Origin of the sequence: Dethiosulfovibrio russensis, from assembly GCF_021568855.1 — a bacterium.
Taxonomy (GTDB): domain Bacteria; phylum Synergistota; class Synergistia; order Synergistales; family Dethiosulfovibrionaceae; genus Dethiosulfovibrio; species Dethiosulfovibrio russensis.
Genome location: NZ_JAKGUG010000003.1, coordinates 169,210 through 186,096, shown reverse-complemented (window position 1 = coordinate 186,096; position 16,887 = coordinate 169,210). Strand labels below are relative to the sequence as shown.

Sequence of the window (16,887 nt, the reverse complement as noted above, 5' to 3'; positions counted from 1 at the left end):
GAAGCCGGCGTTTTTCCTATAAGATCATCTATTAGTAATTTCTTTAAGCCCGCCCATATATTGGACAAGGACTTCCGGGATCTCTATGGATCCGTCGGTACGCTGATAGTTTTCCATTACCGCTATAAGAGCCCGGCCTATAGCGATTCCCGATCCGTTCAAGGTATGGACGAATCTCGGTTTTCCTCCTTCGGAGGGTCTGTATCTGGTGTTCATTCGGCGAGCCTGAAAATCCTCGCAGTTACTGCAGGAGCTGATCTCCCTGTAGCGTCCCTGAGAGGGCAACCATACCTCGATGTCGTAGGTCTTGGAAGCCCCGAACCCCATATCTCCGGTACAGAGGGTGATGACCCTGTAAGGCAGCTTCAACAGCTGAAGGACCTCTTCAGCGTTGGAGGTCAGTTTCTCCAACTCTTCGTAGCTGTTCTCCGGGGTGGAGAGCTTCACCATCTCCACTTTTTCGAACTGGTGCTGTCTCATTATCCCTCTAACGTCTCTGCCGTGGCTTCCCGCCTCTTTTCTGAAACAGGGGGTGTACGCGGTGTAGTAAAGGGGCAGATCCGACTCCTCCATGATCTCTCCGCCGTGAAGATTGGTCAGAGGAACCTCCGCTGTCGGGATCAGCCATAGGTCGTCGTCGGCGATCCGATAGAGATCGTCGGCGAACTTCGGCAACTGACCTGTTCCGGTCATGGCAGCAGAGTTAACCATAAAGGGAGGGTTTATCTCCTTATACCCGTGACGGTCCACGTGAAGATCGAGCATAAAGTTCAGAAGAGCCCTCTCCAACCTCGCACCGGGCCCGGCCATGACGGTAAAACGACTCTGGGCCAAATTGACCCCTCGCTTAAAATCCAGTATCCCCAGATTTTCACCGAGATCCCAATGTGGAAGAGGCTCGAAGTCGAATTCGCGGGGCTCTCCCCATTTCCTGATCTCCACGTTATCGTCCTCGTCCACTCCTATCGGCACCGAATCGTGGGGCCTGTTGGGAACCTGAAGCATGAGATCGTCCAAACCGGCGTCGACCTCGGCCACCTTTTGGTCCAGAGCCTTGATCTCCTCCCCTATGGCCTTCATCCTCTCCATGATAGCCGTTGGATCCTCGCCTTTAGCTTTGGCCGCTCCGACCTTCTTCGACCCGGCGTTTCTCTCCGCCTTCAGCTCCTCCACCTCGGATATGAGCTCTCTTCTTCTGGCGTCGAGCTCCAAAATCGAATCGGGGTTGAAATCGTGATTACGGGCTTTCAGAAACTCTCTGACCTCGTCCATGTGATCTCTGACGTATTTTATATCGAGCATATCTCTTATCCCTCCCGGGTTATCCTTATCTCCTTGAGTAGATTCACCATCTCCAAAGCCGCGATCGCCGCCTCAGCCCCTTTGTTGCCGGCCTTGCTTCCGGCCCTTAGAAGCGCCTGCTCCAGATTGTCGCAGGTCAGGACGCCGAAACTGATCGGAGTCCTCTGATCCAACCCTATATTGGCCAGCCCCTTGGAGACCTCCGAGGACACGTATTCGAAATGGGGGGTGTCACCCCTTATGACCGCCCCCAAAGCTATGACGGCATCGAACTTGCCCAACAGAGCCAGTTCCTTGGCGACAAGAGGGATCTCCCAGGCTCCGGGAACCCAGAACACCTCCACGTCGTTGACCTTGACCCCGTGGCGAAAAAGGGCATCCTTAGTCCCTTCCAGTAACTTGGACGATATTAGTTCGTTGAATCGCGATACGATGACGGCGTAACGTCCGCCTTCGGCCACGAGTTTTCCCTGATATATCTTCATGACGCAGCTCCTCTCAGTTCAAAATATCCTTAAGGTGAAGGACGTGCCCCATGCGGGCTTCCTTGGTAGCCAGATATCTGCGGTTATGTTCGTTCGGCTCTATTATCACCGGAACCCGTTCCTCTATGGTCAGACCGTATCCCTCCAACCCCACGACCTTGAGGGGATTGTTGGTCATAAGCCTGATACTGGAAAGCCCGAGGTCCTTAAGTATCTGGGCGCCCAGTCCGTAATCCCGGAGATCCGGTTTATGACCAAGGGCGACGTTGGCGTCCACCGTATCCATCCCCTCCTCCTGGAGACGGTAGGCCTTCAGCTTTTCCAATAAGCCGATCCCCCTGCCTTCCTGACGCATATACAGCACAACCCCTCTGCCTTCCTTTTCCACCGCACGAAGGGCGGCGTGAAGCTGAGGACCGCAGTCGCATCGTAGGGATCCGAAGACGTCTCCCGTCATGCACTCGGAGTGGACCCTTACCAGAACGGGATCTTCTCCAGCGAGATCGCCCTTCACCAAGGCTATGTGAAGCTTGTCCGGCACGTCCTCTAAAAGACTCCTGTAGGCATGGGCCTTGAAATCGCCGTACTCGGTGGGAAGGACTATCTCTGCTACCTTCTCCACCAAAACGGTCCTCTCTGTCCTGTATCTTATGAGATCCCTTATCGAGATCAGCTTGAGACCGTGTTCGCGGCAAAATTCACCGAGGTCGGTCAGCCTTGCCATGGATCCGTCGTCTTTTATGATCTCGCATATCATCCCGGCGGGACTCATTCCGGCCAACCTCGCCAGGTCCACCGCCGCTTCGGTGTGTCCCGACCTTTTAAGTACCCCCCCGTTTCTTCCTACGAGAGGGAATATATGCCCCGGTCTCATCAGATCGGAAGGCACTGTCTCGGGATTGGCCAAGGCCCTGGCCGTCATGGCCCTTTCCTCCGCCGATATGCCGGTGGTCGTTCCTTCTCGAAGATCCACGCTGACGGTGAAAGCCGTACCGTGACGGTCGCTTCCATCCCTCACCATCGGCTCCAGACCGACCTGGGAGGCCTGCTCTTCCGTTATTGGTACGCAGACCAGACCTCTGGCGTAGCGGATCATGAAGTTTACCGACTCGGCGGTGGCACATTCGGCTGCCATCACTAGATCGCCCTCGTTTTCCCTGTCCTCGTCGTCCACGACGACGACCATCCTACCTTTAGATATATCCTCTATGGCTTCCTCGATGGAAGCGAAAATGTCTTTATTCGAACTCACAGCCGTCACCATCCGATTTCGTCAAGTCGTTCAATGCTCAATCCCCCCCCACGGGGGGAGCTCTCCTCTACCTTCAAACCCAGAAGGCGCTCGACGTAACGTCCTAACACGTCGACCTCCAGGTTAACAACGCCCCCTATAGATAGGTTGGACAGATTGGTATCGCTCAGGGTGGTCGGTATCACCGCCACGGAGACCAGAGGACCGTCCAAAGACGCTATCGTCAGGCTGATGCCGTCCAATGCGATGGACCCCTTGTGGACGACGTATCTCTCCAGTTCCGACGGAATCTCGAAGATCATCTCGGACGAACCGCCAGAACGGACGAAAGACCTCAATATCGCCGTTCCATCCACATGCCCCGTCACTATATGCCCGTCCAGACCGCTGTCCAGCCTGAGAGCCCTCTCCAGGTTCACCCTGTCTCCGGGCCTGAGAGAGAGAAATCGAGTTCTCTTCATGGTCTCCTCGGTCACGTCTGCCTCGAATCGCCCCCCTCCGGACGACCTTACGGTCAGACAGGCACCGGAGACCGCGATGGACTCTCCTCGAAAGAGCGTATCCGCCATGGAACCGGCGTCGACTGAGATCACGAAGACCCCGTCTCTCCTCCCGATGGAACGAACCGTTCCTACCGTTTCAATAAGTCCCGTGAACAAGGGAAAACCCCCTCCAGCCATAGATCTCCATCCTGACCTCTGCACGAGATCAGAGATAAATTCATCGACTCCTCCATCGAGGACAAAATCATGCCGGGCGTCATCGTCTGCCCCTGCCCCATAATCTTGGGGGCGACGAACAAGGAGACCTCATCGACGAGACCGTCATTCAGAAGGGACGATATGATACGCCCTCCGCCCTCCACCAGTAGTCTCCTGACTCCAGATCCGTAGAGATCTCTCAGGACCGTCTCCAGATCGACCTGTCCGTTCTTTTCTGGGATCACTCTCTCTCCCTTTAGCCCTGCGAATCGTTTTGTATAGATTATACATCTATCGTCCAGAAAGACACGCCGATTTTCATCGACCCCTCCGATCACGACGGGAATAGGCGACCTTCCTGGAGCATCCCTCACTGTCAAGGCGGGGTCGTCCGCGGTTACCGTGCCCCTGCCGACCATGACCGCATCCGATTCGGACCTGAGCAGATGAGCCTTTACCCTGGAGGTGCCGTTGGTTATCCACTTGCTTTTCCCGTCCGGGAGGGACATATCGCCGTCCAGACTGATGGCGGCCTTTACCGTCACCCAGGGCAAACCGGCGAGGGCTCCTTTGATAAACCCTCTGTTGAGCCATCGACACTCTTCCTCCAAAACTCCGACGGACACATCCACCCCGGCGGAACGAAGTATCTCGATACCCCGCCCAGAAACCCTGGGGTCCGGGTCTACCGTCGCCACGACACACCTCGCTATGCCGGCCTCCACCAGGGCGGGAGCACAGGGTGGAGTCTTGCCGTGATGGGAACAGGGCTCAAGCGTCACGTAGGCAGTGGCCCCCGCTACCCCTTCAGCTGCGGACATCAACGCCTCCCTCTCCGCGTGAAGGGCTCCGCAACGACGGTGGTACCCTTCCCCCAGTATCTCGCCGTCCCTCGCTATGACGCATCCGACCATGGGGTTAGGGGACGTGTAGCCGGTCCCTCTCATGGCCAAGCTGAGGGCTCTCCTCATATAGGTGACGTCTTCAACCCTGCTTTTCATCGTCGAGACCTCCGAGATGTCTCAATATATTCCTGGCGTGGGATTCCCCTATTCCGGGGACCTCCATAAGAGCGGATTCTCCGAGCCTGGCAATCTGCTGGACGCTTCCGAATCGAGCAAGAAGGGCGGCTGCCCTACGCTTACCTATTCCGGGAATCTCCTCTAGGGCGGAGCGTCTCAGCCTTTCCTGTCTCTTCCCTCTGTGGGTCGTTATGGCGTAGCGATGGGACTCGTCCCTCACCCTCTGGAGCAACCTCAAGACAGGGTCGTTTCTCTCCAGTTCGATAGGCTCCTCCGAATCCAGGGTAAAGACGAGCTCCTCCCTCTTCGCTAGAGATATCACCGGAATCGAAAGCCCCAGCTCCGACAGGGCCTCGTAGGCGAAGCGAAGCTGTTCGGGACCTCCGTCTATCAGTATGAGCTGAGGAAGAGGCGCCTCTCCCTCGAGACATTTTCTGTATCTCCTGGTCACGGTCTCCTTCATTGACCTGAAATCGTCTATGCCCTGGACCTCCCTTATGCCGAAGCGTCTGTAGAGGGATGGATTGGGGAGCCCCTGTTCGAAGACCACTACCACCCCGTAGGTCTCGTGTCCCGACGAATGGGATATGTCGAAACCGTCGATACGCCATGGGACGGTGGGCAAACCGACGATTCCCTGAAGATCGCAAAGTACCTGCCAGGTATCCTCGTCCAGATCGGCGGACAGGGTGGCCGACACCTTCTGTCTGGAGAAACGCCACAGGGCCCTCAGGGTATCCCTGAGCCTCGCCGCCTCCTCGAACCTCATCTCTCTGGCCCTCCTGTCCATCCTCTTTCTGAGCCTATCGGTCACCTCCAGAGTCTGTCCACGAAGCAACAGTACCACGTCGTCTAGGACGTCGCCGTATTCTCCTTTGGAACAGAAGCCCACGCAGGGAGCTAAACACTTTCCCAGAGAGTGCCTCAGGCAGGGGCGAGTCAGATGAACCTTGGAAAAATCGTGTCTGCAGGTCCTGAGGGGGAAATACCTCTCGATCAGCCTCAGCACTCTTCGAAGCTCTCCGGCGCTTACATAGGGGCCTATATGGAGCCCCTCGCCCTTACGGAGAGTTACCTCCAGCCTGGGGAAATCGTCGTCTGTGACGTGTACGTATGGATACCGTTCGTTCATCTTGAGATCTACGTTGAAAAAGGGCATTATTTTCTTTATCAGACGGGACTCCACTATCAGTGCCTCAGCCTCGGTCTCGGTCCTTATGGTGGAGATATCCTCTATGGAGGCCACCAGTTTTCTGAGCCTGGGAGAAGCGTAGCCGGAAGCATGGCGGAAGTAGGACGAGACCCTCTTCTTAAGCGATTTAGCCTTGCCCACATATATAATCTCTCCGTCGGAGTCGTGCATGAGATAGACCCCCGGCCTGTTGGGAAAGGTTCGTACCAATTTTTTGAGACGTTCCAGTCGATCCGTCATGGCTACCTCCGAACATAGGTGAAAAAGTGGCAAAATATTAGAGGAACAGTATAATCAGTATGTATCTGGAAATCCAGTTCCACCCAAACGAAAAGATGGAGGTTTCACGTCATGAGTCTTGTACTGTACAACGATCTAACCAGAAAAAAAGAGCCCTTCGTTCCCCTAAAGGACGGCGAGGTCGGCTTTTACAGCTGCGGCCCGACGGTTTACGACTACTTTCATATAGGCAACGCCAGACCCTTCATCGTCTTCGATGTCCTTAGACGTTACATGGAATTCTCGGGCTACAGGGTAACCTTCGTCCAGAACTTTACCGACGTTGACGACAAGATGATAAACCGCGCCAACGAGATGGGAATAACGGTCCAGGAGCTGGCGGAGAAGACCATCGCGGATTACTTCGAGGACGCCGACGCTCTTGGCATAAAGAGGGCCACCCACTACCCCAGGGCCACTGAACACATCGAGGAAATTATCGACCTGGTAAAACGGCTGGAGGGATCGGGACACGCCTACGAGGTCGACGGGGTCGTCTATTTCGACGTATCCTCCTTCCCGGAATACGGCAAACTCTCCCGACAGAACATCGAAGAACTCCAGTCCGGGTCCAGGATAGAGGTAAACAGCTCCAAGAGAAACCCCCTCGACTTCGTCCTCTGGAAGGCCCAGAAGCCGGGAGAACCGGCCTGGGACAGCCCCTGGGGCAAGGGACGACCGGGCTGGCATATCGAGTGCAGCGCCATGGCCATGAAATACCTGGGCAACACCCTGGACATCCACTCGGGAGGGACGGACCTGACCTTTCCCCACCACGAAAACGAGATAGCCCAGGCGGAGGCCGCCACGGAGGAGATCTTCGTACGCTACTGGCTCCACAACGAATATATCCTCATAGACAAGGAAAAGATGTCCAAGTCTCTGGGCAACTTCATGACCGCCAGGGAGGCCAGAAAACACTACTCCCCTCTTGCCATAAGGATGTTCATGCTCAGCGCCCACTATAGGTCGCCGGTCAACTTCGGTCCCGAGGGCCTCCAGCAGGCCACCGCCGCCCTGGAAAGGCTCCACAACTGCTGGAGCGACTTCCGTTACGCCGTCGACAACCGTCCTCATTCTCAGGAACAGGACGACATAGTCGAGTCCATAAAGCGGCACAGGGACGATTTCGTGGCGGCCATGGACGACGACTTCAACACCGCCGGTGCCATAGGACATATATTCGAAGCAGTCTCCACAGTGAACGGCCACCTCAAGGGCAACGACTCTCTGTCCTCGGAGGGGATAAAGGCTATAGAGGACTTCTTCCGGGACGTCGACTCAATAATGGGCCTTATAGACCTGGATTCGGACGGCCAAGACGACGACTCGGAGGAGATCGAGTCCCTGATCCGAAAGAGAGAGGAAGCCCGATCCGCCAAGGACTTCGCCACGTCCGACGCCATAAGAGATCAACTGGCGGCCAAGGGAGTCATACTCGAGGACACCCCACAGGGAACCAAGTGGAAGAAAAAGATATAGACCTAATAACGATCTAAAAGCGGCTTCGGCCGCTTTTTTTTTACCCCCTTGACTGACCAAGACTGACCTTGTATTATGCGTCAAGAAAGGTCAAACAAGAGGAGGCTTACCCCATGGACCTACAGAAAATGACTTTAAAATCCCAAGAGGCCCTCTCGGCCGCCAAGGACATCTCCATAAGAGAAGGACACCAGGAGGTCGACGTCGAGCACCTCCTGTCGGCGTTGCTCTCTCAGGAGGACGGCCTGGTCCCATCCCTGTTCGACAGGATGGACGTCCCGATCGAGCCGGTGAGGACATCTCTACGAGACGCTCTGTCAAAGAAGCCCCGGATAAGCGGAGGCGGCTACGATCCAGAGAAGATCTACGTCTCCCAGAGGCTGTCGAGAATGCTGCTGTCCGCCCAGGAAAGGGCGAAGGAGCTCAAGGACGAATACGTATCGGTGGAGCACATATTCGGTGCCATGGTGAACGGAGCCCCAGACCCGGTGGCGGAACTGCTCCGTTCCTGCGGCGTCGACAGAGATCGTTTCCTAAAGGCACTCACCTCCCTTCGAGGAAATCAGAGGGTGCAGAGCGCCACCCCCGAGACCACCTACGAGGCACTGAAGAAATACGGAGTAGACCTGGTCGAACAGGCCAAAAACGGTAAACTCGATCCCGTCATAGGGCGAGACGAGGAGATCCTGAGGGTCATCCGTATTCTGTCTAGAAAGACAAAGAACAACCCCGTCCTCATAGGCGAGCCAGGCGTGGGCAAGACGGCGATAGTGGAAGGCCTGGCCCAGAGAATACTGAACGGAGATGTTCCTGACAGCGTCAAGGGACACGGGGTCTTCGCGCTGGACATGGGTTCCCTGGTCGCCGGAGCAAAGTATCGAGGCGAGTTCGAGGAACGATTGAAAGCGGTCCTTAACGAGGTCAGAGAAAGCGACGGCCGGATTCTGCTCTTCATAGACGAGCTCCACACCATAGTCGGAGCCGGCAAGACCGAGGGATCCATGGACGCCGGCAACATGCTCAAGCCCATGCTAGCCAGAGGGGAGCTCCACTGTATAGGAGCCACCACTCTGGACGAATACAGGCGTTACATAGAGAAAGACGCCGCCCTGGAGAGGCGTTTCCAGCCCGTCATGGTGAATCCTCCGTCTGTCGAGGACGCCATATCCATACTCAGAGGCCTCAGAGAACGCTTTCAGGTACATCACGGCGTAAGGATAACGGACAGCGCCGTGGTAGCGTCGGTAGTGCTGTCGGACCGCTATATAACCGACCGTTTTCTTCCCGACAAGGCCATAGACCTCATAGACGAGTCCTGTGCCATGCTCCGAACCGAGATAGACTCCATGCCCTCCGAGCTGGACGGGGTCTCCAGAAAGGTCATGAGACTGGAGATCGAGGAGGCCGCCCTAAAGAAGGAGGACGACCAGGCCAGCGCAGAGAGGCTCAAGGAACTCCAAAGGGAGCTCCAGGACCTCCGAGAGGAGGCCGCCTCCCTCAGATCCCGCTACGAGGCGGAAAAGGAACGAATCCAGTCGGTCCGTTCCGTTCGAGAGGAGATAGACCGAATCGGCCGAGAGATCGAGGAAGCCGAGAGAAACTACGACCTGAACCGGGCCGCCGAGCTCAAACACGGAAGGCTTCCTGAACTCCGTAAGGAACTGGCCGAAAGGGAGAGGGCCATGGAGGAATCCGGAGGGACCAGGCTCCTCAGGGAAGAGGTCACCGAGGAGGAGGTCTCCGAGATCGTCAGTAAGTGGACCGGTATCCCCGTCTCACGACTGGTCGAGGGAGAGAGGGAAAAACTTCTCCGACTGGACGAGATCCTACACCGCAGGGTCATAGGCCAGGACGAGGCGGTGGACCTGGTAGTCAACGCCGTAATGAGAGCCAGATCCGGCATAAAAGACCCACGCCGTCCCATAGGTTCCTTCATATTCCTCGGACCTACAGGAGTCGGCAAAACCGAGCTGGCCAAAGCCCTGGCCGAATCCCTCTTCGACACGGAGGAGAACATCGTAAGGATCGACATGAGCGAGTACATGGAACAGCACTCGGTAGCTCGTCTCATAGGCTCTCCTCCGGGATACGTGGGTTACGAAGACGGAGGTCAGCTCACCGAAGCGGTCCGCAGAAAGCCCTACAGCGTGGTCCTCTTCGACGAAATAGAGAAGGCCCACAGGGACGTATTCAACGTCCTCCTGCAGATACTGGACGACGGCAGGATAACCGACAGCCACGGCAGAACGGTCGACTTCAAGAACACCGTGATAATAATGACCAGCAATATAGGCTCCGCCAGGTTGCTTCAGGGAATCATGCCATCCGGGGAGATTCCTCAGGACGTAAAGAACTCGGTCATGGGAGAGCTCAGAGGACATTTCCGCCCGGAGTTCTTGAACAGGGTCGACGACATCGTCCTGTTCACTCCTCTGAACCAGGAACAGATAGTCCTCATAGTGGAGCTGCTCCTCGAGGACCTGCGCTCCCGCCTGAAGGACAGAAACGTTATCCTGAAGGTAACCGACGAGGCGATGAGAAAGATCGGAGCCGACGGATACGATCCGGTCTACGGCGCCAGACCTCTGAAGAGATTCATAAGCCACGTCCTGGAGAGCAAGATAGCCAGGGCTATTATCGCCGACCGGAGGGACGCGATGGAGGTCGCCGTCTCCGTTGAAGACGGAGAGCTGGCGGTAAATATAGACTAGCCCCTCTCTCCGAGGAAGGAGACAATCTCCTCTACGGACAGTATGGGATAACCATTGGCTGCTCCGTGTTCCTCTACTGCCTCGCCCTTGGCCATCTCTCCCGATCCGTCGGGGTCCATAAGCTCGCACAGGACCCCGACGGGTTCCAACCCCGCCAATTTCATGAGGTCGACCGTGGCCTCCGTATGTCCCCGTCGCTCCAGGAGACCTCCTGGGCGGGATACTAAAGGAAAGACATGGCCGGGGCGATGTATATCTGAAGGAACCGCTCCCTCCGCCGACGCTGTCTCGACGGTGGTCAGTCTGTCCGAGGCGGACACGCCGGTGGTAACGCCCTCCGCCGCCTCTATAGAGACGGTGAAAGCCGTTCCGTAACGGCTGGTATTCTTCGATACCATCGGAGGAAGATCCAGGCTTCTGGCTTTCTCCTCGGTCATGCAGAGACACACTATGCCACTGCAATCCCGGATAAGTCTGGTCATCTGTGGTTCGGTGAGAGATCGGGCGGAAAAAATCAAATCCGCCTCGTTCTCTCTGTCCCTGTCGTCGACGACAAGAACCCCATCTCCTCTTCTGAGGGATGAAAGGGCCTGTTCCACTGGGCAGATGCATTTGGGCGTATACGTTAGTTCCATTTGAAGAGACCTCCCGAGAGAATAGAGATACCATGGCTCGGGAACTGGAATTATAAAGGAGGGGAATGTCCATTTGAGATGCGGCATCCTCTCTCTTCCGGACTGTGACCGTCGGCTCTGGAGTCTCACCAGATCAACGCATTGAGCGCTCGCGGGCTTACCGGAAAAATCCGGATCACCGCCGGTGGGGAATTTCACCCCGCCCCGAGAATGGCTGTTGAAACTATAACATATATGAGACCATAAAAAAAGCCGCCCTTCCAGGCGGCTTTTTTGTCTTAATTTTGGCGGAAGCGTGTGAGAATCGAACTCACCGGAGACGGCCTATACCGCCTCCCGCGCGGGTTTGAAGCCCGGGGCGCCCACCAGGACACATTCGCTTCCGACGAAACGTGATGTATTGTACCCCATAAGGATCGATTTGAAAACCCCGAGGAAAGCCGTCGTCAGAAACCCCTCTCTTTTCTTATGGAGTCGTAGGCGGCCTGTATATCCTGAAATTTCTTCGAAGCCAATTTCACGAAATCGTCGTCCAGACTCATCCCCACGAATCTATCTGGATGATACTTGGCTATAAGCTCCCTATACTTTTTCTTTATCTCATCGGTAGAACTGGATCTGGAACAACCCAGTACGATATAGGGATCGATCGTCGAACGGCCATCGTAGGAGAAACCTCCGCTTCCAGATCTCTCCCCGCCTGGATTTCCATAACCGGATCCGCTGGAACCACCGCCTCCCCGGCTTCTCTGATACATATAAACGGCGATGAAACTCCTCAATATCTTGCCTATCAGATAAAACAAAAACAGGGGAAGCAGAAGCCGCAACAACCGAAGGATAAGGGCCATCTACCTTCCTATCCTCTCCTGAACCAACTTAGGCACCTCGGGAAGTTCCTCCCGAATGGAAAAAGCTTCCGTCACATAGGGGACACCTGAATCGGCCAGGGATCTATCGTTACAGTAAAGCCTCATCAAAGGCTGGCCTACCGTAACGGAATCTCCGATACCGGCCATTATCTCTATTGCAGCGCCGGGATCCACCTGGTCTTCCCTGTTCATTCGTCCACCGCCTATCCTGCGGACCGCCTCTCCGACGGATTTGGTATCCACCGAGTGGATGAAGCCAGGTATCTCGGCTTTAACCTCGTACACCATCGAACCGTGTCTGAGGTATCTTTCAGGATGGGAGATAACCTCCTCCGTTCCACCCTGTTCTTTGACGAGATCGACAAATTTCCTCAGTCCCGCTCCAGAATCGAGGGCATCACGGGCCATAGCCCGCCCGGAGTCGGGAGAATCGGCCCGGCCTCCCTGAAAGATCATCTCTCCTGCAAGATCCAGACACAGATCCACCGTATCCTCAGGTCCACCGCCTCTCAGAACCTCTATGGATTCGAAAACCTCCATAGAGTTTCCTACCCATCTTCCTAGTGGCTGTTCCATAGAGGTTATGAGGGCAGAGCTTGGGAAACCCAGCTTATCCGATACGTCCACCAGGGATTTCGCCAGGATCTCCGCGTCCTGAAGACTCTCCATCAACGCCCCGGAACCGTATTTTACGTCGAAGACGAAGCCGGAGGCTCCCCCGGCGATCTTCTTGCTCACGATGCTCGAACAGATGAGAGGGACGGATTGAACGGTGGAGGTCACGTCTCTGAGCTCGTAGAAAAGAGCCTCCGCCGGCGCCAGATCGTGAGAATGACCGGCGATGGCACAGCCGATCCTCTCAACCTGATCGCTAAAATCTGCCAGAGACATATCGACGCTGAACCCAGGGATCGATTCGAGCTTGTCGACAGTACCTCCGGTAAAGCCAAGCCCTCTCCCCGAGAGCTTGGCCACCGGGACGCCGCAGGAGGCCACCAAGGGGACCAGAACCATGGATGTCTTGTCTCCCACACCGCCGGTACTGTGCTTATCGATGCAGTTCAACCCTTTAGGGAAGGAAACCCTCTTCCCCGATTCGGCGAGAGCGGAGGTAAAGCTCAGGAGCTCGTCCTCCTCCATCCCGTTAAGGTAGACCGCCATCAGCCAGGCAGCGACGTGATATTCCCTCACCTGTCCGGTCAGAGCATCGGTCACGAAGGCCTCGATATCCCCTTTATCGTGTTTCCTTCGGTCCCTTTTGGTCTCTATGAACCTCAAGACGTCGAACATGACTACATTTCCAGCTTCTCTATTACCCCGCCGACAAGGGCGGTAAGCTTTCCCGCTGCCTTGGCCATCTCGTCGAGGACCTCCTGCTCGGAAAGAGCAGAGGCGGTCATACCTGCCGCATAATTGGCCACGCAGGAGACGGCGAAGACCTTCATACCGGCCTGTCTGGCCACTATGACCTCCGGCACGGTGGACATACCGACCACGTCGGCCCCAAGGGTACGAGCCATGCGTATCTCCGCCGGGGTCTCGTAGGAAGGCCCGGTGAAAGCCACGTATACTCCCCTCCTGGTGGTTATGCCCTTGTCCCTCGACACTTCCTCGGCTATATCCAGAAGATCCCTGTCGTAGGCATAGGACATATCGGGGAACCTCTCTCCTAACTCCGAGAGGTTGGGACCTATAAGAGGGTTGGTGCCCATGAGGTTTATGTGGTCGTGTATCAAGACCATATCCCCTGGCACCAGACCGTAGCCTATCCCGCCGCTGGCGTTGGAGGCCACGAAATAGGGTATTCCCCATCTTCCGAACACCCTTACCGGGAAGACCACCTGATCCATCTGGTAGCCCTCGTAGAAATGCAGCCTTCCCTGCATGGCTACGACGGATTTACCGCAGAAAGACCCTGCCACCAGCCTACCGGCATGGCCTGGAGCAGTCGACATAGGCCAATGGGGGATCTCCTCGTAGGGAATCACTATGGGATTCTCTATGGCATCGGCCAGGGCTCCTAATCCGGAGCCCAGTACCACCGCGATATCCGGGGTAAAGCCGACCCTGTCCTTTATAGTCCTCAAAGCCTCGTCTATCTTTTTGATCATACGATCTACCTCCTGGATATCTATGCTCTAGGATGACTACGGTCGTAGACATCCCGTAGTTCCTGATCGAAATGAAGATACTTTTCCGTAGTGCCGATGGACTCATGCCCCAGAAACTCCTGCAAGGTCCGAAGATCCATGCCTCTTCGAAGAAGATGGCTGGCCACGGTGTGTCTTATCACGTGAGGATGAAGACGACTCTGAGATATACCTGCTCTGGAGCCTCTTTTTCTTATCATCTTCCACAACGATTCCCGCCTCATTGGACGTCCGTTCCTGGACAGAAAAACCTGGTCGACACCTTCTTTTACCACCGACGGCCTAGCCTCGTCTATAAAACGCTCAATCCACCGTCTAGCGCTTCCCACCAAGGGAACCATTCTCTCTTTATTACCCTTACCAAATATTATCATACTGGCCCTCTCGAATTGAAGATCCCTCAACTTGAGAGAACATAGCTCGGAGGCCCTCAGGCCACACCCGTAAAGGGTCTCCAATATGGCTCTATCCCTGAAGTCCAGGTACCCCATTGGATCGCCGTCACAGGCCCCTAAAAGCCTGGAGACCTCGCCTTCGGTCAAAAGCTGAGGCAGTCTTTTAGGTCTATCCGGCAAGGTCGGCATAGGGACATCGTCCGAGACATAGCCCTCCACGACCAAGAAGTTAATCCATGTCCTGACCGCGGCGCACTTCCTCTGAATCGTAGCCGGAGCAAGGTCGATCGATCTCATATAGTGAATGTATTTTCCGTAAAGGTCCGAATCGGAGGCAACGGAATCCCTGCCCGATCGGGAACAGAAATCGCTCCATTGGCTTATATCGACACGGTAAGCTTTGCAGGTGTTCTGGCTCTCCCCCAGTTCCAGAGAGAGGTAGCTTAAAAATTGTCCTAGGATGGAAGAGAAAGACGTCATAGACTCAGCTCCTGACGAAGGATAACGAAAAGGGAGGCACAAGGCCTCCCTTAATGATATGCTATTTTCCCCTCTAAAGCCAGTCGGGAAAGGATCGCAACGGTCTTGCCGTCTCGGATCGTCCCGTCTCGGATCATATTCCAAACCTCAGGTATAGGCACCTTGCGGACCACGATCGACTCATCGTCGTCGGCGGGAAGTTTGGAAGGGGAGAGTCCATCGGCCCAGAAGAATATCAGTTCTTCCTCGCTGAACCCCGGGGAGGTGTAGAGTCTCCCGATCTCCTCCATTCGGTCGGCTCGATAGCCTATCTCCTCCTGTATCTCCCTGCAAGCGGTCTCAACGGGGGATTCCCCCTTTTCGACTATGCCTGCCGGGATCTCCAGGAGGGAGGTTCTCACCGCATATCTGAACTGTTCCACCAAAAACAGACATCCGTCCTGAACGGCCACGATTCCGACCGCGGGAGAGTGTTCTACGACCTCTCTCTTGGTCTCTCTCCCGTTGGGCATGATCACGTCGTCCACACGAAGGTTCAGTATAGCCCCTTCATAGACCGACCTGGAGGCTATCGGCCTCTCCCTTTGATCCATGGCCTATTTATTCATCAGCTCTTCGGCTACGGACATCCCCTTGTCGAAGGCCTCGAGGTTCATCGGAAGGAACTTGGGCTTCTTGGCTCCCAGCTTTTCCTTTATGGTCTCCAGGGCGTCATTCTCTGACACCATGCCGGATGCCTTGACGATAACCCCGAGCATTATTATGTTGGCGACCCTGTCGCTTCCGAGATCGTGGGCCATCGTCTGAGCCGGAACGGGAAGGACCGTCACGTCCGTCCTGGGAGAGGAATACTCAACGAGATCGCTGTTGTAGATAAGATATCCACCGGGCTTGACCCTGGGAGCGAACTTCTCCAGCGAAGGCTGGTTCATCACAACCACGACGTCGGCGGATCCCACGACGGGAGATCCGATCTCCTCGCTGCTCACAACGCAGGAGCAGTTCGCGGTGCCTCCGCGCATCTCGGGACCGTAGGCGGGGATCCAGGTCACGTGACGCCCCTGGTGTATTCCCGAATATGCTACCAACTGTCCCAACATCATTATTCCCTGTCCGCCGAAGCCGGCGGCTAGAAGATCCATGTAGAACTTATCGGACATATCACCGGCCCCCTTACTCGAAATCCTTGAAGACGCCCAGAGGATAGTAGGGGATCATCTTCTCTATCTGCCACTCGAAGGCCTCTACCGGGTTCATTCCCCAGTTGGTGGGACAGGTGGAGAGAACCTCTATGAAGCAGAACCCTCTGCCTTCCTTCTGGTAGTTGAAGGCTTTCTGGAAGGCCTTCTTTGCCTGCATTATATACTTCGGCTTGGACAAAGAGACCCGTTCTATATAGGCGGGGGTCTCCAGTGTGGCAAGCATCTCGCACATTCTCATGGGGAATCCGGCAAGCTCGGGATCCCTTCCCTGAGGACAGGTGGTGGCCTTCTGACCTATAAGGGTAGTAGGGGCCATCTGTCCACCGGTCATGCCATATATGGCGTTGTTGATGAAGAAAGTACAGAACTTCTCCCCCCTGTTGGCGGCGTGGACGATCTCTGCCATGCCGATGGAGGCCAGGTCTCCGTCTCCCTGATAGGTAAAGACGAACTTGTCCGGAAGGACCCTTTTGATACCGGTGGCGGTTGCCGGAGCTCTGCCGTGAGCCGCCTCGACGTAATCTATGTCGATATAGTCGTACATCATAGCAGCACATCCCACCGGGGACATGCTGACGGTCTCTTCCTGTATGCCCATCTCGTCGATGACCTCACAGATCATCCTATGAGCTATTCCATGACCGCAACCGGGACAATAATGGGTGTGTATGCCTTTTGTCCAGGTCTCAGGACGAGAATAAACTTTGGTTTCAGCCATTATTAGGAC

16 protein-coding genes, 1 tRNA gene and 1 riboswitch are annotated in these 16,887 nt (G+C 55.6%); of the genes, 2 read left to right on the top strand and 15 right to left on the bottom strand.

The genetic code is table 11. From position 1 onward, the window contains the following. Positions 1 to 24: 24 nt before the first annotated feature. Genes serS through L2W48_RS04300 form a run of 6 tightly spaced genes read right to left on the bottom strand, consistent with a single transcriptional unit; the run spans position 25 to position 6,194 of the window. Entirely contained in the window at positions 25 to 1,302 is a 1,278-nt protein-coding gene (gene serS, locus L2W48_RS04325) for a serine--tRNA ligase (protein ID WP_236098804.1), read from the bottom strand. 5 nt (positions 1,303 to 1,307) lie between these two features. Further along, positions 1,308 to 1,787, bottom strand: coding sequence for a 6,7-dimethyl-8-ribityllumazine synthase (ribH, locus tag L2W48_RS04320; protein WP_236098803.1), 480 nt, complete (start codon positions 1,785 to 1,787; stop codon positions 1,308 to 1,310). 13 nt (positions 1,788 to 1,800) lie between these two features. Continuing rightward, positions 1,801 to 3,051 (bottom strand): bifunctional 3,4-dihydroxy-2-butanone-4-phosphate synthase/GTP cyclohydrolase II, encoded by a 1,251-nt coding sequence (locus L2W48_RS04315; protein ID WP_268906434.1) that lies wholly within the window; start codon positions 3,049 to 3,051, stop codon positions 1,801 to 1,803. Continuing rightward, positions 3,045 to 3,698, bottom strand: a complete 654-nt coding sequence (locus tag L2W48_RS04310) for a riboflavin synthase (RefSeq protein ID WP_236098802.1) — start codon at positions 3,696 to 3,698, stop codon at positions 3,045 to 3,047. The genes L2W48_RS04315 and L2W48_RS04310 overlap by 7 nt, the downstream gene beginning before the upstream one ends. Continuing rightward, positions 3,671 to 4,741, bottom strand: a complete 1,071-nt coding sequence (gene ribD, locus L2W48_RS04305) for a bifunctional diaminohydroxyphosphoribosylaminopyrimidine deaminase/5-amino-6-(5-phosphoribosylamino)uracil reductase RibD (protein ID WP_236098801.1) — start codon at positions 4,739 to 4,741, stop codon at positions 3,671 to 3,673. The genes L2W48_RS04310 and ribD overlap by 28 nt, the downstream gene beginning before the upstream one ends. Beyond that, positions 4,725 to 6,194: an excinuclease ABC subunit UvrC gene (locus L2W48_RS04300; protein ID WP_236098800.1), complete on the bottom strand. Its 1,470-nt coding sequence runs from the start codon at positions 6,192 to 6,194 to the stop codon at positions 4,725 to 4,727. Before L2W48_RS04300 ends, ribD begins: the two co-directional genes overlap by 17 nt. Positions 6,195 to 6,305: 111 nt before the next feature. Between L2W48_RS04300 and cysS the strand changes: the two genes are divergently transcribed. Together cysS and clpB are read left to right on the top strand one after the other, a co-directional pair. After that, positions 6,306 to 7,715, top strand: a complete 1,410-nt coding sequence (cysS, locus tag L2W48_RS04295; protein ID WP_236098799.1) for a cysteine--tRNA ligase — start codon at positions 6,306 to 6,308, stop codon at positions 7,713 to 7,715. A gap of 113 nt (positions 7,716 to 7,828) precedes the next feature. Continuing rightward, positions 7,829 to 10,426 carry an ATP-dependent chaperone ClpB gene (gene clpB, locus L2W48_RS04290; RefSeq protein ID WP_236098798.1) on the top strand — a complete coding sequence of 866 codons (2,598 nt, stop codon included), beginning with the start codon at positions 7,829 to 7,831 and terminating at the stop codon, positions 10,424 to 10,426. Here the strand turns inward: clpB and ribB are convergent. From ribB to L2W48_RS04245, 9 genes are all read right to left on the bottom strand, one after another. Beyond that, positions 10,423 to 11,061 (bottom strand): 3,4-dihydroxy-2-butanone-4-phosphate synthase, encoded by a 639-nt coding sequence (gene ribB, locus L2W48_RS04285; protein WP_236098797.1) that lies wholly within the window; start codon positions 11,059 to 11,061, stop codon positions 10,423 to 10,425. The genes clpB and ribB overlap by 4 nt on opposite strands. Before the next feature lie 81 nt (positions 11,062 to 11,142). Further along, positions 11,143 to 11,277, bottom strand: a riboswitch (FMN riboswitch). 69 nt (positions 11,278 to 11,346) lie between these two features. Beyond that, positions 11,347 to 11,445, bottom strand: a tRNA-Sec gene (locus L2W48_RS04280). Between the two features lie 62 nt (positions 11,446 to 11,507). Continuing rightward, entirely contained in the window at positions 11,508 to 11,912 is a 405-nt protein-coding gene (locus L2W48_RS04275) for a J domain-containing protein (protein WP_236098796.1), read from the bottom strand. Beyond that, complete coding sequence (locus L2W48_RS04270) at positions 11,913 to 13,223, bottom strand: thymidine phosphorylase (RefSeq protein ID WP_236098795.1); 1,311 nt, start codon at positions 13,221 to 13,223, stop codon at positions 11,913 to 11,915. It abuts the gene before it with no gap. Between the two features lie 2 nt (positions 13,224 to 13,225). Next, positions 13,226 to 14,044: a purine-nucleoside phosphorylase gene (locus L2W48_RS04265; protein WP_236098794.1), complete on the bottom strand. Its 819-nt coding sequence runs from the start codon at positions 14,042 to 14,044 to the stop codon at positions 13,226 to 13,228. A gap of 20 nt (positions 14,045 to 14,064) precedes the next feature. Then, positions 14,065 to 14,958 carry a tyrosine-type recombinase/integrase gene (locus tag L2W48_RS04260; protein WP_236098793.1) on the bottom strand — a complete coding sequence of 298 codons (894 nt, stop codon included), beginning with the start codon at positions 14,956 to 14,958 and terminating at the stop codon, positions 14,065 to 14,067. 50 nt (positions 14,959 to 15,008) lie between these two features. Beyond that, on the bottom strand, positions 15,009 to 15,551 hold the full coding sequence (locus L2W48_RS04255) for an NUDIX hydrolase (RefSeq protein ID WP_236098792.1): 543 nt from the start codon (positions 15,549 to 15,551) through the stop codon (positions 15,009 to 15,011). A 3-nt stretch (positions 15,552 to 15,554) separates the two neighbouring features. Then, positions 15,555 to 16,118, bottom strand: coding sequence for a 2-oxoacid:ferredoxin oxidoreductase subunit gamma family protein (locus L2W48_RS04250; RefSeq protein ID WP_236098791.1), 564 nt, complete (start codon positions 16,116 to 16,118; stop codon positions 15,555 to 15,557). 13 nt (positions 16,119 to 16,131) lie between these two features. Beyond that, on the bottom strand, positions 16,132 to 16,878 hold the full coding sequence (locus tag L2W48_RS04245) for a thiamine pyrophosphate-dependent enzyme (protein ID WP_236098790.1): 747 nt from the start codon (positions 16,876 to 16,878) through the stop codon (positions 16,132 to 16,134). Positions 16,879 to 16,887 lie beyond the last annotated feature (9 nt).

Coding starts and splice junctions, on each gene's coding strand:
- serS (WP_236098804.1), bottom strand. CDS start 1,302: ATGCTCGATATAAAATACGTCAGAGATCACATGGACGAGGTCAGAGAG.
- ribH (WP_236098803.1), bottom strand. CDS start 1,787: ATGAAGATATATCAGGGAAAACTCGTGGCCGAAGGCGGACGTTACGCC.
- L2W48_RS04315 (WP_268906434.1), bottom strand. CDS start 3,051: ATGGTGACGGCTGTGAGTTCGAATAAAGACATTTTCGCTTCCATCGAG.
- ribD (WP_236098801.1), bottom strand. CDS start 4,741: ATGAAAAGCAGGGTTGAAGACGTCACCTATATGAGGAGAGCCCTCAGC.
- L2W48_RS04300 (WP_236098800.1), bottom strand. CDS start 6,194: ATGACGGATCGACTGGAACGTCTCAAAAAATTGGTACGAACCTTTCCC.
- cysS (WP_236098799.1), top strand. CDS start 6,306: ATGAGTCTTGTACTGTACAACGATCTAACCAGAAAAAAAGAGCCCTTC.
- clpB (WP_236098798.1), top strand. CDS start 7,829: ATGGACCTACAGAAAATGACTTTAAAATCCCAAGAGGCCCTCTCGGCC.
- ribB (WP_236098797.1), bottom strand. CDS start 11,061: ATGGAACTAACGTATACGCCCAAATGCATCTGCCCAGTGGAACAGGCC.
- L2W48_RS04275 (WP_236098796.1), bottom strand. CDS start 11,912: ATGGCCCTTATCCTTCGGTTGTTGCGGCTTCTGCTTCCCCTGTTTTTG.
- L2W48_RS04270 (WP_236098795.1), bottom strand. CDS start 13,223: ATGTTCGACGTCTTGAGGTTCATAGAGACCAAAAGGGACCGAAGGAAA.
- L2W48_RS04265 (WP_236098794.1), bottom strand. CDS start 14,044: ATGATCAAAAAGATAGACGAGGCTTTGAGGACTATAAAGGACAGGGTC.
- L2W48_RS04260 (WP_236098793.1), bottom strand. CDS start 14,958: ATGACGTCTTTCTCTTCCATCCTAGGACAATTTTTAAGCTACCTCTCT.
- L2W48_RS04255 (WP_236098792.1), bottom strand. CDS start 15,551: ATGGATCAAAGGGAGAGGCCGATAGCCTCCAGGTCGGTCTATGAAGGG.
- L2W48_RS04250 (WP_236098791.1), bottom strand. CDS start 16,118: ATGTCCGATAAGTTCTACATGGATCTTCTAGCCGCCGGCTTCGGCGGA.
- L2W48_RS04245 (WP_236098790.1), bottom strand. CDS start 16,878: ATGGCTGAAACCAAAGTTTATTCTCGTCCTGAGACCTGGACAAAAGGC.